Annotated in this window: 13 protein-coding genes; 10 read left to right on the forward strand and 3 right to left on the reverse strand. The window is 63.0% G+C overall.

The features are described 5' to 3' along the window. Positions 1 to 16: 16 nt before the first annotated feature. The 9 genes from P3T18_RS10005 (at position 17) to hslU (ending at position 9,727) form a co-directional block, all read left to right on the forward strand. Positions 17 to 901, forward strand: coding sequence for a lipid A biosynthesis lauroyl acyltransferase (locus P3T18_RS10005; protein WP_429299744.1), 885 nt, complete (start codon positions 17 to 19; stop codon positions 899 to 901). Between the two features lie 82 nt (positions 902 to 983). After that, entirely contained in the window at positions 984 to 1,847 is an 864-nt protein-coding gene (gene dapF, locus P3T18_RS10010; RefSeq protein ID WP_429299745.1) for a diaminopimelate epimerase, read from the forward strand. A 176-nt stretch (positions 1,848 to 2,023) separates the two neighbouring features. Further along, positions 2,024 to 2,737 (forward strand): DUF484 family protein, encoded by a 714-nt coding sequence (locus P3T18_RS10015; RefSeq protein WP_429299746.1) that lies wholly within the window; start codon positions 2,024 to 2,026, stop codon positions 2,735 to 2,737. A 34-nt stretch (positions 2,738 to 2,771) separates the two neighbouring features. Continuing rightward, positions 2,772 to 3,695, forward strand: coding sequence for a tyrosine recombinase XerC (xerC, locus tag P3T18_RS10020; protein WP_429299747.1), 924 nt, complete (start codon positions 2,772 to 2,774; stop codon positions 3,693 to 3,695). 85 nt (positions 3,696 to 3,780) lie between these two features. Then, positions 3,781 to 4,983 carry a class I SAM-dependent rRNA methyltransferase gene (locus tag P3T18_RS10025; protein ID WP_429299748.1) on the forward strand — a complete coding sequence of 401 codons (1,203 nt, stop codon included), beginning with the start codon at positions 3,781 to 3,783 and terminating at the stop codon, positions 4,981 to 4,983. Positions 4,984 to 5,248: 265 nt separating this feature from the next. Beyond that, a complete protein-coding gene (locus P3T18_RS10030) occupies positions 5,249 to 6,343 on the forward strand; it encodes a CobW family GTP-binding protein (protein WP_429299749.1) in 1,095 nt (364 codons plus the stop codon). A 645-nt stretch (positions 6,344 to 6,988) separates the two neighbouring features. Continuing rightward, positions 6,989 to 7,408 (forward strand): RNA polymerase-binding protein DksA, encoded by a 420-nt coding sequence (gene dksA, locus P3T18_RS10035; protein ID WP_012431412.1) that lies wholly within the window; start codon positions 6,989 to 6,991, stop codon positions 7,406 to 7,408. Between the two features lie 426 nt (positions 7,409 to 7,834). After that, on the forward strand, positions 7,835 to 8,371 hold the full coding sequence (gene hslV / locus P3T18_RS10040) for an ATP-dependent protease subunit HslV (RefSeq protein WP_429299750.1): 537 nt from the start codon (positions 7,835 to 7,837) through the stop codon (positions 8,369 to 8,371). A gap of 9 nt (positions 8,372 to 8,380) precedes the next feature. Then, positions 8,381 to 9,727, forward strand: a complete 1,347-nt coding sequence (gene hslU, locus P3T18_RS10045; RefSeq protein ID WP_429299751.1) for an ATP-dependent protease ATPase subunit HslU — start codon at positions 8,381 to 8,383, stop codon at positions 9,725 to 9,727. A 137-nt stretch (positions 9,728 to 9,864) separates the two neighbouring features. Here hslU and P3T18_RS10050 read toward each other — a convergent pair whose 3' ends face one another. Beyond that, on the reverse strand, positions 9,865 to 10,407 hold the full coding sequence (locus P3T18_RS10050) for a response regulator transcription factor (protein WP_429299752.1): 543 nt from the start codon (positions 10,405 to 10,407) through the stop codon (positions 9,865 to 9,867). After that, complete coding sequence (locus tag P3T18_RS10055) at positions 10,404 to 11,714, reverse strand: ATP-binding protein (RefSeq protein ID WP_429300085.1); 1,311 nt, start codon at positions 11,712 to 11,714, stop codon at positions 10,404 to 10,406. The genes P3T18_RS10050 and P3T18_RS10055 overlap by 4 nt, the downstream gene beginning before the upstream one ends. A gap of 138 nt (positions 11,715 to 11,852) precedes the next feature. On the opposite strand from P3T18_RS10055, the gene P3T18_RS10060 reads away from it, so the two are divergent. Next, positions 11,853 to 13,490 (forward strand): tetratricopeptide repeat protein, encoded by a 1,638-nt coding sequence (locus P3T18_RS10060; protein ID WP_429299753.1) that lies wholly within the window; start codon positions 11,853 to 11,855, stop codon positions 13,488 to 13,490. 17 nt (positions 13,491 to 13,507) lie between these two features. Here the strand turns inward: P3T18_RS10060 and P3T18_RS10065 are convergent, their stop codons facing one another. Beyond that, positions 13,508 to 13,732, reverse strand: coding sequence for a cysteine-rich CWC family protein (locus tag P3T18_RS10065; RefSeq protein ID WP_429299754.1), 225 nt, complete (start codon positions 13,730 to 13,732; stop codon positions 13,508 to 13,510). Positions 13,733 to 13,809 lie beyond the last annotated feature (77 nt).

Here is a 13,809-nt window from a genome sequence, read left to right on the forward strand (position 1 = left end):
CCATGCGGGAGGCCGCATGCTGAGCCGTTACGGCGCGAAGCTCGCAATCGGCTTGCTGAAACTGTTTGCGCTTCTTCCCTATGGCTTGGTGGCTCGTCTCGGCGACGGCCTCGGCTGGCTGCTTTACCAGATTCCGAGCCGCCGCAAGCGCATTGTTCACATCAATCTGAAGCTGTGTTTTCCGGAATGGAGCGAAGAGCGGCGTGAAGAAGTCGCGCAGAAGCATTTCCGGCACGCCATCCGCAGCTATCTGGAGCGCAGCGTGCAATGGTTCGGCTCGGCGAAGAAGCTCGAAAAGCTGATCCAGCTCGACAGCGCGATCGACCTCACCGATCCGAATCTGCCGCCCACGCTGTTCCTGGGCCTGCACTTCGTCGGCATCGAAGCAGGGTCGATCTTTCTGAACTACTCGCTCAAGCGCCAATGCGGCTCGCTGTATCAGCCCATGTCGAACCCCGAACTCGAGGAAGTGGCCAAGGCGGCACGCGCGCGTTTCGGCGCGGACATGGCGAGCCGCGCCGACAGCGCGCGCATCGTGCTGCGCTGGCTGCGCGACCGCAAACCGGTGATGCTCGGCGCCGACATGGATTACGGTGCGCGCAACTCGACGTTCGTGCCGTTCTTTGGCGTGCCGACCTGCACGCTGACCGCCGTCGGCCGGCTGGCGAAAGTCGGACACGCGCAGGTCGTGCCGTTCATCGGCGAGGTGCTGCCGAACTACAAGGGCTATCGCCTGAAAGTCTTCAAGCCGTGGGACAACTATCCGACCGGCGACGACGACGCCGACGCCCGCCGCATGAACGCGTTCCTCGAAGAGCAGATCCCGCTGATGCCCGAGCAGTATTACTGGGTTCACAAGCGTTTCAAGACGCGTCCGCCGGGCGACCCGAGCTTTTATTGACTCTCGCGCGGCTGGCGGCAGCAGAAGTGCAAATTCAATCGACGTTAGGCGCACCTGCGGGTGCGTCACTTACAATAGCGTGATGAAACTGAAATTCACCAAAATGCACGGCGCGGGCAACGACTTCGTCGTGCTCGACGGCTACACCCAACCGGTCAACCTGACGCCGGCGCAGGTGCGCTCGCTCGCGGACCGGCATTTCGGCGTCGGCGCCGATCAATTGCTGCTGGTCGAACGACCGAGCATCGAAGGCGTCGATTTCAGATACCGCATCTTCAATTGCGACGGCGGTGAGGTCGAGCATTGCGGCAACGGCGCGCGCTGCTTCGTCAAATTCGTGCGCGACACGGGTCTGACCGACAAACGCACCGTGCGCGTGCAGGTGCAGAACGGCACCATCACGCTCACCATGCAGGAAAACGGCGAAGTGCTGGTCGACATGGGCGCGCCGGTGTTCGATCCGGAACGCGTGCCGTTCGCCACCAAGGGTATCGAAGGTCGCCGCGAAGGCGCGGACACGCTCTGGCCACTCGACGTCAACGGCACGACACGCTGGGTGTCGGTAGTCTCGATGGGCAATCCGCACGCAGTTCAGGTGGTGGACGACGTCGAGAAATTCCCGGTCCTGGTCGAAGGTCCGGTCATCGAGCGTCATGCGCGCTTTCCGCAACGTGTGAACGCGGGTTTCATGCAGATCGTCGGCCGTAGCGAAATCAAATTGCGCGTCTACGAACGCGGCGCGGGCGAGACGCTTGCGTGCGGCACGGGCGCTTGCGCGGCGGTGGCCGCAGGCATTCGCCGCGGGCTGCTGGATGCGCCGGTGCTGGTGCACACGCACGGCGGCAAGCTGACCATCACGTGGGACCTCGCGCAGCAAGATACGCCGCTCTTCATGGCCGGCCCGGCGGCAACCGTGTTTCAGGGCGAGATCGAACTGGCCGACTGAACGGGCAGCGCAGAACAGCAATACCCGCACGACCGATCCGGCGCCCCCGAGTAGCAGACAGGTGGTCCGAATCAGAGCCGACGAGCGGCCGCACTTCGCGGCGCTGGTCGGCGCATTGAACTCATTGACCGATGCGCCGCCGCAAGGCGTCGTCCCGTAGTCCTTTAGCCGAAACCATGAACGATCGCGAAGTCGCCGAATATCTGCTCGCCAACCCCGAATTCTTCGCCGAACACGCGGAAATGCTCGCGACGATCCGGCTTGCGAACCCGCACGGCAAAGCCGCGGTGTCGCTGCAGGAACGGCAGATGGAAATGCTGCGCGACAAGAACAAGCACCTCGAACGCCGTCTCGCCGAACTGCTGCGTTACGGTCACGAGAACGACAGCATCGCGTCGAAATTCAACCGCTGGACCATCCGCGTGATGGCCGAGCGCGATCCGTACTCCTTGCCACGCACCATCGCCACCGGTCTGCGCGAAGTGTTCGACGTGCCGCAAGCGGCGCTGCGTGTGTGGGACGTCGCCGAGCCGTACGCGCAAGCGGAATTCGCCCGGCATGTCGGCGAAGAAGTGCGTATTTTCGCCAATAGCCTCACCACGCCGTACTGCGGCGCAAATACCGGCTTCGAAGCCGCGCAATGGCTGGTGCCGGCGGTTTCCGCCGTCAGCGAGGAAGCGCCGGCCGGCAGCGCCGGAGAGCATGTCACCGAATCGATCGCGCTGCTCGCGCTGCGCGATCCCGAGGGCAAGGAAGACGCGGCCACGTTCGGCCTGCTGGTCATGGGCTCGGCCGACGCGCGCCGTTTCCACGACGGCATGGCCACCGACTTCCTCACGCAGATCGGCGCTCTGGCCAGTGCCGCGCTGAGCCGTTTGCTGCCACGCTGATTTCCAGCGTAGCCGACCGCCACCCCAGCCCATCGTGACCGACGCCGACCCGATCGCCGCTTATCTGTCGAATCTCGAACACGAGCGGCGCCTGTCGGCGCACACGTTGCGCGGTTACACCCACGAACTCGAAGAACTCAGGCTGCTCGCCAAGGGTCGGCCGCTCGAAAGCCTCACGGCAGTGGATATGCGCGGCGCCGTGTCGCGCGCTCACGCGGGCGGCCTGACGGCGCGCTCGATCAGCCACCGGCTTTCCGCGTGGCGTGCGTTCTACCGCTGGCTGGCCGGCCGCGTCGATCTGCCGGCCAATCCGGTCGCCACGGTGCGCGCGCCGAAGCAGCCCAAGGCGCTGCCCAAAGCACTATCCGTCGACGACGCCGCGCGCCTGATGGAAAGTCCGGCGGACGCCTCGGCCGAAGGTCTGCGCGATCACGCCATGCTCGAACTGTTCTACTCGTCGGGCTTGCGGTTGTCCGAGCTGGTCGGCCTCGACGTCCGGTTCGCGGACGCCGACGGCTACCGCTCCGCCGGCTGGCTCAAACTCGATTCCGCCGAAGTGGAAGTGCTCGGCAAGGGCAACCGGCGCCGCGTCGTGCCGGTCGGCAGCAAGGCGCTGGAAGCCTTGCACGCGTGGCTCGGCGTGCGCGACCAGATGGTCCGGCACGATCCGCATGCGCTGTTTCTGTCGGCGCGCGGCAACCGGCTTTCACCGAACGTCGTGCGCGATCGCGTGAAACGCGCGGCGCTGGTCGCCGGTATTCCCGCCAACGTTCATCCGCACGTCTTGCGCCACTCGTTCGCCACGCACGTGCTGCAGTCGAGCGGCGATCTGCGCGCCGTGCAGGAATTGCTCGGCCACGCCAGCATTACCGCGACGCAGGTGTACACGGCGCTCGATTTCCAGCATCTCGCGCACGTCTACGATCAGGCGCATCCACGCGCCAAAAAACGCGACTGACGCGGCCGTTTGCGGCCCGACAGTTCCCGCTTTCGCTTCACCCGCCAGGGCGCCTCGTCGCCTGGCCGAACCTGTTGATTACCCAATGAATATCGTTACGCTCAAACCGTCGAAAGAGAAGTCGCTGCTGCGCCGCCACCCGTGGGTCTATGCGAACGCAATCGATCGCGTCGACGGCAATCCCGCGCCGGGCGCAACCGTGCTGGTGCGCGCGCACGACGGCCGCTTTCTCGCGCGCGCCGCGTACAGCCCGCAATCGCAGATCCGCGCGCGCGTGTGGAGCTTCGACGAAAGCGAGCCGATCGATCACGCGTTCTTCAAACGCCGCGTGCAACGCGCGCTCGCCCATCGCCAGACGATGGTGCACAACACCGGCGCTGTGCGTCTGATCTTCGGCGAAGCGGACGGCCTGCCGGGTCTGATCGTCGATTACTACACGGCCGAGGACGAAGGCCAGCGCAGCCAGCTGGTGTGTCAGTTCATGGCGGCCGGCGTGGAAGCGTGGAAAGAGGCGATCGTCGCCGCGCTGACCGGCGCGACCGGCTGCGCGAACGTCTACGAACGCTCGGACGTGTCGATTCGCCAGAAAGAAGGCCTCGAGCAGATTACCGGCGTGCTGGCGGGCGAAGCGCCGTCGGACACGCTGATTGCAAGTGAAAACGGCGTGCGTTATCACGTCGACGTGCGCAACGGCCACAAAACGGGCTTCTACGTCGATCAGCGTGACAACCGTCTGCTGGTGCAGGAACTGTCGAAAGACCGCGACGTGCTGAACTGCTTCTGCTACACCGGCGGCTTTTCGCTCGCTGCGCTCAAGGGCGGCGCCAAACGCGTGGTGTCGATCGATTCGTCGGGCGACGCCCTCGCGATCGCCCAGCAGAACGTGACGGCCAACGGCTTCGACGCCGAGCGCGCCACCTGGCTCGACGCGGACGCCTTCAAGACGCTGCGCCGTTTGCACGACGAAGGCGAGCGCTTCGACCTGGTCGTGCTCGATCCGCCCAAGTTCGCGCCTTCGCGCGAGCACGTGGACCGCGCGTCGCGCGCCTACAAGGACATCAACCTGACCGGCCTGAAGCTGCTGCGTCCGGGCGGCCTGTTGTTCACCTATTCGTGCTCCGGCGCGATCGACTCCGAGTTGTTCCAGAAGATCGTCTCCGGCGCGGCGGCGGACGCGCGCGTCGACGCACGCATTCTCAAGCGCCTCGGCGCGGGTGTCGACCATCCGTTGCTCACGGCTTTCCCGGAAGGCGAATACCTGAAGGGCCTGCTGTTGCAAATCGCCTGATCGCCCATACTTGCAGGACTATTTCCGGTGCCGGCGGCCCGGCACTGAAGCGGGCCCAGCGGCGGCCGTGAGCACCGGTCCGGCAGATATGTTTCAATATCCGGCTAGATCGGGCCGTGCGCCAGCAGGCTGTCACGCCCGGCAAGCCGGATTCGCAGACGCTTTTCGCGGCGCCCGCCCGGCACCTTCGGGTTGCGGTGCGGGCCGCGAAGTCGGCGCTGCTGTTTCGATCACGCATAGATTCACGTACATACAGGCGATCACCATGATTCCAGTCACTATCCTGACCGGCTTTCTCGGCAGCGGCAAAACCACCCTGCTCAAGCGCATCCTGAACGAAAAGCACGGCATGAAGATCGCCGTGATCGAAAACGAGTTCGGCGAAGAGAACATCGACAACGAAATTCTCGTGCAGGACACCACCGAGCAGATCATCCAGATGAGCAACGGCTGCATCTGCTGCACGATTCGCGGCGACCTGTCGCGCGTGCTCGGCGATCTGGCCGCGAAGAAGCAGTCCGGCGAACTGGATTTCGATCGCGTCGTGATCGAAACCACCGGCCTGGCTAATCCGGGTCCGGTGGCGCAGACGTTCTTCATGGACGACCAGATCGCCAACGAATTCCTGCTCGACGCGATCATCACGCTGGTCGACGCGAAGCACGCGAACCACCAGCTCGACGAACACGAAGTGGTGCAACGTCAGGTCGGCTTCGCCGATCGCCTGTTCATTACCAAGTCGGACACGGTCGACGAAAAGCATCTCGACGACCTGCGTCACCGTTTGCTGCACATGAACCCGCGCGCGGCGATCAAGATCGTCAATTTCGGCGAAGCGGACATCAAGGAAATCTTCGACCTGCGCGGCTTCAATCTGAATTCGAAGCTCGAGATCGATCCGGACTTTCTGGTCGAAGACGAACACGCGCACAGCCACGCTCACGCGCACGACGAGCACGGCCACACGCACGACGATCACGACCACGCCCATTGCGATCACGATCACGGCAAGTGCGACCATGAAGGCCACGATCACGCGCATCATCATCACGCGCACCACGACGACAAGATCAAGTCGTTCGTCTATCGCAACGATCGTCCGTTCGACCCGAACAAGCTCGAAGACTTCCTCGGCGGCATTCTGCAGATTTACGGCGAGCGTCTGCTGCGCTACAAGGGCGTGCTGTACATGAAGGGCGTGGACCGCAAAGTGGTGTTCCAGGGCGTGCACCAGATGATGGGCAGCGACCTGGCCGCCAAGTGGATGCCGGCCGAAAAGAAGACCAACAAGATGGTGTTCATCGGCATCGAACTGCCGCAAGACCTGATCACCGACGGTCTGGACGCCTGCCTCGTCTAAACGGCCGTTCGAGCCTCGCAGCAGGACGCGGCACGCGTCCTGCTGATACGCGTAAATCACCGGATGTAGTCAGTTGCGCACTTTGAATCGTCTGCTGAAATATGATTTGCAGGCGACGAAAGCTCACTGAAAAGTCGTGCGTGTGAAAAGCGCGTGAAAACCCTGCTGTATTAAAGCGTGCACGACCATCGCTTTTTGGTCGTGCGCGCGTTATATTTTCGGGATATCTACGCGTTGAGGCGGGATTTTCACCAGTTGCGGTGGCGGATTGTGATTCAGTTACAATACGACCCCACTGGAGAATGACAACAAATTGCCCGATCAGCGTGCATTGCGCGACGGGCCTGAATGGCGCCGGAAAATCTTGTCCGGAGACACGCCAACAATGCCGGCTGGCACTTGCCTGTGTCAGGTACGCTGCCGGCAAGCAATGCCTCAGGAGCATTTGAGAACCGGTTTCCAGAGGAGTTCGGCCCCGCAACGGCGTAGCGACGCCCGGCGCGTGGGCGCCAGGCGCTTCGGCGTCACGACGGTCCATCGTCCGTGCCTGCCTTGGCGTTTAGCGTCCTCGTGGCGCCTTTGCGGGCAACACGAAAGTGCGGGCACTATGTATGAGTTCTGCCTCACATTGAAGAAGCAAGCCAGATGACGACGAAACGACTCTTGACTGAAGCCGAAATCCTGAAGATGAGCGACAAGGATTACATGAATGAGGATCAGCTCGCTTTCTTCAAGAATAAGCTCGAACAGCTGCAGGCGGACATTCTCCGCAATGCCGGCCAGACGACCGAAAACCTGCGCGAAACGGTAATCGTGCCGGACCCGGCCGATCGTGCAACGATCGAGGAAGAGCATGCGCTGGAACTGCGCACGCGCGACCGCGAACGCAAGCTGCTGAAGAAAGTGCAGCAGTCGATTGCGCGCATCGATTCTGGCGATTACGGCTGGTGCGAAGAAACGGGCGAGCCGATCGGTATTCCGCGTCTGCTCGCACGGCCCACGGCCACCCTGTCGCTCGAAGCGCAGGAACGCCGCGAACTGCGCCAGAAGCTGTTCGGCGACTGAACGCCGCGGCGCGGCTTCGGCTCCGCGCCCCTTTACGCTGCTTCGTCGAGAGGCGCACGGTGCTCCGTGCGCCTTTTTTCTTTTGCGCGACGCCTGACGGCGTTCGTTCCGCACTTATTCCCCCGCTTATTCCCACTGATTCGCCTGGCTCGCGCATTCGCCCTTTCGCAAGGCGTTTTTCAGTTTGCCTTCAAGGCCAGCCATGCCGGGTCTCGCCGATCTGTCGACCGGTCTTTCGCGGGTTTTTTGTCTTATGCCATTCGCCGGCTCTTGATATGACCGCGCACGCCCTAAAATAAATCGGACATGCGCTGAACGAGCGCGCGCCGACTGGCGGTTTTGTCGTCACGCGCCGTCCGCTTTCAGGATTCATGCGGTGGTGCATCGTGCCACCGCGTCTTACCCGTTTTGCAAAGAGGAACGCATATGGAGCAATTTCACGGCACGACGATCGTTTCCGTGCGCCGCGGCGATAAAGTCGCGCTCGGCGGCGACGGCCAGGTGACACTGGGCAACATCGTCATGAAAGGCGGTGCGAAGAAAGTCCGGCGCATCTACAACGGCAAGGTGCTGGTCGGCTTCGCCGGCGGCACGGCCGACGCCTTTTCGCTGCTCGACCGTTTCGAGGCGAAGCTGGAAAAACATCAAGGCAATCTGACGCGCGCCGCCGTCGAACTCGCCAAAGACTGGCGCACCGACCGCATGCTGCGCCGCCTCGAGGCCATGCTCATCACGGCCGACGCCACCACCACCCTCGTGATCACCGGCAACGGCGACGTGCTGGACCCGGAAGGCGGCATCTGCGCGATCGGTTCGGGCGGCTCTTACGCTCAGGCTGCGGCCATCGCGCTCGCCCAGAACACCGAACTATCGCCGCGCGAGATCGTGGAGAAGTCGCTGGAGATTGCCGGCGACATGTGCATCTACACGAACCATAACCGCGTCATCGAGACGATCGAGTAAGGACCCACGATGAGCACAATGACCCCTGCCGAGATCGTCTCGGAACTCGACAAACACATCATCGGCCAAGGCCGCGCGAAGAAAGCGGTCGCGGTGGCGCTGCGCAATCGCTGGCGCCGTCAGCAGGTCGAAGAGCCGCTGCGTCAGGAAATCACGCCGAAAAACATTCTGATGATCGGACCGACTGGTGTCGGTAAAACCGAAATCGCGCGCCGTCTGGCCAAGCTGGCAGACGCGCCGTTCATCAAGATCGAAGCCACCAAGTTCACCGAAGTCGGTTACGTGGGCCGCGACGTCGACAGCATCGTGCGTGACCTGATCGAAATCTCGGTCAAGCAGACGCGTGAAACCGAGATGCGCAAAGTGCGAACCAAGGCAGAAGATCAGGCCGAAGACCGCATTCTCGACATCCTGTTGCCGAGCGCGCGTCCGGTCGGCTTCGGCGCGAGTTCGAGCGCAACGGATACCGCCGACGAAGGCAGCGCCACGCGTCAGACGTTCCGCAAGCGCCTGCGTGAAGGCCTGCTCGACGACAAGGAAATCGAACTCGACGTCGAGCAACCGCAAGTCGGTATGGACATCATGGGTCCTCCGGGCATGGAAGACATGACCGAGCAGATCCGCTCGATGTTCGCCAACATCGGCGGCGGCAAAAAGACGCGCCGCAAGCTGAAGGTGAAAGAAGCGCTCAAGGTGCTCACCGACGAAGAAGCCGGCAAGATGCTCAACGACGAAGAGGTGAAAACCAAGGCGGTGCAGAACGTCGAGCAGAACGGCATCGTGTTCCTCGATGAAATCGACAAGATCGCGTCGCGCGCCGAAGCGGGCGGCGGCGAGGTGTCGCGTCAGGGCGTGCAGCGCGATCTGCTGCCGCTGGTCGAAGGCACCACGATCAACACCAAGTACGGCATGGTGAAAACCGACCACATCCTGTTCATCGCGAGCGGCGCGTTTCATCTGGCGAAGCCGAGCGACCTGATTCCGGAACTGCAAGGCCGCTTCCCGATTCGCGTCGAACTGGATTCGCTGTCGGTGAACGACTTCGAATCGATTCTGGTCTCCACCGACGCGAGCCTCGTCAAGCAATACCAGGCGCTGCTCGCCACCGAAGACGTGCACCTTGAATTTGCCGACGACGGTATTCGTCGACTCGCGGAAATCGCCTTCTCGGTCAACGAGAAGACCGAGAACATCGGTGCGCGCCGGCTTTACACGGTGATCGAAAAACTGCTCGAGGAAGTCTCTTTTTCGGCGGGCAACCACTCGGGCAAAGCGGTGCAGATCGACGCAGATTATGTGGATCGCGCGTTGAACGAAGTCGCGGAAGACGAGGATCTGTCGCGTTACGTGCTGTGATTTTCAGACGCCACGTGTGACGATCGAGACGTAAAAAACGGGCTGCCTTTCACGAGGCAGCCCGTTTTGTTTTTATCTCACCCACGATGCGCGTCATGCCTGCCACGCGTATTGCGGCCGGCAAATCGAATCTCCGCTTACTGCTTGACCGGCCGCTTCGCCAGCTTGCGCTGCAGCGTGCGCCGATGCATGTTCAACGCTCGCGCCGTGGCTGAAATATTGCCACCGTGTTCGGCGAGCACGCGTTGAATGTGCTCCCATTCAAGACGCGCGACCGACAGCGGCGTGGGATGCTCGATTGCCTCTTCGGCCTGCAGCGCACTCGCTTCGCTTTGCAATGCGGACAAAATCGTTTCGACGTTGGCCGGCTTTGCGAGGTAGTTGTCGGCACCGTCTTTCACGGCTTGCACAGCGGTGGCGATACTCGCGTAGCCGGTCAGAACGAGCATGCGCGCGTCCGGTTGAAGATCGCGCAACGGCGCGACCAGCGTGAGGCCGGAGTCGTTGCCGAGATGCAGGTCGACCGTGATCTCGCTGAATTTCTGCTGGTTCGCCAGCTTGATCGCTTCGTCCGCGTTGTGCGCCTCGGCCACGGTATAGCCGCGCCGCGTCAACCCGCGCGCGAGAATGCCGGAGAACACCTCATCGTCGTCGATCACCAGAAAATTCTTGTCGCTCATGCCTGTTTCTCCGTGTTGGAAGGCGCAGCACCCTGACGGCCCACGCCTGTAAATTTGCGCGCCGCCAGCGGCAGCTTCAGCACTGCGCGCGTGCCACGCGGCTTGATATCGCTCACATCGGTCAGCTCGATCGAACCTTTCAGACGCGCCGCCGCCGAGAACGCCAGATAGAGACCCACGCCGTGTCCGCCTTGCGTACTCTCGACCGGCATCGAGCCGAGCGAGCCGCGCAGCGTAGCCGGAATGCCCGGACCCGCGTCGCACACCTCGAACTCGATCTGGTCGCCGCGCGACGTGAGCTTGCTCGCCAGCGTGACGTGATCGCGGCTCGCGCGCGCTGCGTTGTCGAGCAGGATCGTCAAAATCTGACTGACGGCCACGGTGTCGTCAAGACTGACGTCCGCGGGCGGCACGTCGATCCGCTCGAACTTCACATGCGGATGACGCAAACGCCATTGCTCGGCAAACGAATCGAGCCACTCGCCGACCGGCTGCCGGCTCGTCGCCGTCGACGCCCGGCTGCGCAGTCGTGCAAGCGCCGAGGTACACAAGGTCATTTGCTGTTCGAGCAGTTCGAGGTCGGCGCTATACGGCGCAAGACCGGCGTCCGAGCGCGCGGCGTCGCGCAACTCCTCGGACAACATCGCGATTGTAGACAGCGGCGTACCGATTTCGTGTGCCACCGTGGCCGCCTGCACCCCCAGCGCGACCGCGCGTTCGTCGTGCAGCAAGCGCTGCTGCGCGTCTCCGAGCGCTGCGTCACGTAGCCGCAGGGCGCGAGACATGCGCGCGACGAACCACGCAATCAGGCCCACGCTCACCATGAAGTTCACCCACATGCCGGCGCGATAGTAGTCGAACAGGTTAGCCGGATTGTCCAGATTCAGCGGCACGGAATCGAAACCGAGCACCGCGTAGCAGGCCACGGCGAACGCGGCGAGCCAGGCCATCAATTGCCACGGCAAAACCGCGGCGGCAATCGCAAGCGAGGGCAAGTAAAGCGAGACGAAGGGATTGGTGGTGCCGCCGGATAGAAATAGCAGCGCGGACAGCGCGCCGAGGTCGACCCAGATCTGGCCGAACAGTTCGAGATTGGACTCGGGCCGCTGCTGCGAAACGCGCCACCAGGTCAGGCCATTGAAGATGACTTCGAGCGAGATCACCAGCAGCATGGCGGGCAGCGGCAAATGCACGCCGATGAAAATCTGCACGACGGCGATCGTCACCAGTTGGCCGATGATCGCGAGGCTGCGCAGCCAGAACAGATGACCGAGATTGACCCGGCCGGTGTTGGTTATACGGTGCATCACATCAGTCTACCTGTTCGGAGTTGTCCGACAGCCTTCGTGCTGTCACGCCGATACCATGCAATTTTGCGACAGCGCTGCACGGAGCATTCGCCCAACGCCGGCGCATCGATCGCCTCTCCCCTTCCCCTCACGCAAATGCCGTCCAGACCCACCGATTCCGAACCTGCTTCATCAGCTTTCCTGAGCTTTCTGCGGCATGCCGCCGCGGCCGATCACGACGGCAATATCGAAGCCCGTTCCAATTGGCTCGACATGGCTGCACGACTTTATCCGCTCGACGAACCCACGCTCGCCGCGCTGAGCGCACAGCTCTTTCAGCAGCATCGACACGGCGAAGCGATCGAACTCGCCGCCATTATTGCCCAACTGCAAACTGACAACGCCGTGGCGCATTTCCGTCTCGGCTACGCGTTGCAGATGGCGAACCGGCATGTCGACGCAATCGCGGCCTATCGTCGCGCGCTGGCTCTGAATCCGCAACTCCCGCAACTCCGCAACAACCTCGCCGGAGCATTGACGCTAACCGGCGGCGACCTGAGTGAAACGATCGGGCTGCTGGAAGGATCGCTCGCAACGAACCCGGCCGAGGGTGACGCGTGGATCAATCTGACTCACGCCTATCGCATGAGCATGAAGCTGCCGCACGCACTCGAAGCCGGCGCGCAAGCGGTGAAATACGCGCCGCTCAGTGCCTTGGCCCATAACAACTATGCGCTGGCGCTGCGTGAAGCGCAACGCTGGGACGACGCGCAACATCACGCGGAAGCCGCCTGCGAGCTGGCCCCCAACGACGCCACCATGCGCTCGAATCTGGGCATGCTGCAACTCCTGCGGGGCGACTACGCGCGTGGATGGCCGGCTCACGAAGCGCGCTGGGATGGATCGATCGAGTTGGGCGGCAATCGACCCGCCATGCCGGCGCCAATCTGGCGCGGCGAGCCGCTATCCGGCAAGACGCTGCTCGTGTGGGGCGAACAGGGCATGGGCGATGTGCTGCAATTCAGCCGGTACATTCCCTTGCTGGCGGAGCGCGTTCACCGCGAGGGCGGGCGCCTCGTCTGGAATTCGTTTCCGCAGATGGGCGCGTTGCTGGTTCGCAGCGTGAGCAAGTGTGTGGATCAATACACGGCGGGCGGCGGTGTCGAATCCCTGCCGCCCTTCGACTACGAAATTCCGCTACTGAGTCTGCCGCTCGTGTTCGGCACGCATGAGCAAACTATTCCCACCGGTTCGCCTTATCTCCACGCTGACACCGCCGCCAGCGCGGCATGGCGAACCAGGCTCGCCGCCGAAACCCGGCTCAAAGTGGGGCTGGTCTGGACCGGCAGTCCCGGCCATCAGCGCAACCGCTTCCGGCGCGTGGGATGGGAACGCTATGCCGAATATCTCGGCGGTATGCAAAACGTGGCGTTCTATTCGCTGCAACCGGGCGCTTCTGCCGACGTCTCGGCGGCTCGCCAGGCCGACCTCGCCATGCTCGACTACACCGGAGAATTTGCCACTTTCGACGACACGGCCGCGTTCGTCGACGCACTCGACCTCGTCATTACGGTTTGCACGTCGGTGTCGCACCTGAGCGGCGCGCTCGGGCAACGCACGTGGGTGCTGCTCGACACCAATCCGCATTGGGTCTGGCTGCTCGGCCGACAGGATTCGCCGTGGTATCCAACGGCCAGGCTCTACCGGCAATCGCACTTTGGCCACTGGGACAACGCGCTGGAAGCCGTTGCGCATGACCTGCGCCAACTCGCGGCCCAGCACGGCGCGACGTAACGTCTCCCGCGCGGGTCTTAACCCGCATCGGCCGCGCCCGGCCCTTCTTGCGCAGCCCGCGCGATCTCCGCCGCCAGGCACTCCGGACACAGACAGCGGCCGCCCGGTTCGAGCCGGTCGGCCGGCAAGGGCGGCAGCGCGCTACACCAGCATTCGAACGGTTGCGCGTGCATGCCGCAGTCGAACGCATTGCCGCAGCGCGGACAGCGTGCGCTTGCAGGATCGGGAGATGACGGTTTCATGACGTGACAAGCTGTCTCGCTTCAGACATTTCCAAAGATGATGCCACGTCTGGCGGCGCACGGTGAGTCGGCCATCC

It is taken from the genome of Paraburkholderia sp. GAS199 (genome assembly GCF_050436585.1).
Classification (GTDB): domain Bacteria; phylum Pseudomonadota; class Gammaproteobacteria; order Burkholderiales; family Burkholderiaceae; genus Paraburkholderia.

Bases quoted from the DNA above. Each gene is read 5' to 3' on its own strand.
- P3T18_RS10005 (WP_429299744.1), top strand. From the start codon at position 17: ATGCTGAGCCGTTACGGCGCGAAGCTCGCAATCGGCTTGCTGAAACTG.
- dapF (WP_429299745.1), top strand. From the start codon at position 984: ATGAAACTGAAATTCACCAAAATGCACGGCGCGGGCAACGACTTCGTC.
- P3T18_RS10015 (WP_429299746.1), top strand. From the start codon at position 2,024: ATGAACGATCGCGAAGTCGCCGAATATCTGCTCGCCAACCCCGAATTC.
- P3T18_RS10025 (WP_429299748.1), top strand. From the start codon at position 3,781: ATGAATATCGTTACGCTCAAACCGTCGAAAGAGAAGTCGCTGCTGCGC.
- P3T18_RS10030 (WP_429299749.1), top strand. From the start codon at position 5,249: ATGATTCCAGTCACTATCCTGACCGGCTTTCTCGGCAGCGGCAAAACC.
- dksA (WP_012431412.1), top strand. From the start codon at position 6,989: ATGACGACGAAACGACTCTTGACTGAAGCCGAAATCCTGAAGATGAGC.
- hslV (WP_429299750.1), top strand. From the start codon at position 7,835: ATGGAGCAATTTCACGGCACGACGATCGTTTCCGTGCGCCGCGGCGAT.
- hslU (WP_429299751.1), top strand. From the start codon at position 8,381: ATGAGCACAATGACCCCTGCCGAGATCGTCTCGGAACTCGACAAACAC.
- P3T18_RS10050 (WP_429299752.1), bottom strand. From the start codon at position 10,407: ATGAGCGACAAGAATTTTCTGGTGATCGACGACGATGAGGTGTTCTCC.
- P3T18_RS10055 (WP_429300085.1), bottom strand. From the start codon at position 11,714: ATGCACCGTATAACCAACACCGGCCGGGTCAATCTCGGTCATCTGTTC.
- P3T18_RS10060 (WP_429299753.1), top strand. From the start codon at position 11,853: ATGCCGTCCAGACCCACCGATTCCGAACCTGCTTCATCAGCTTTCCTG.
- P3T18_RS10065 (WP_429299754.1), bottom strand. From the start codon at position 13,732: ATGAAACCGTCATCTCCCGATCCTGCAAGCGCACGCTGTCCGCGCTGC.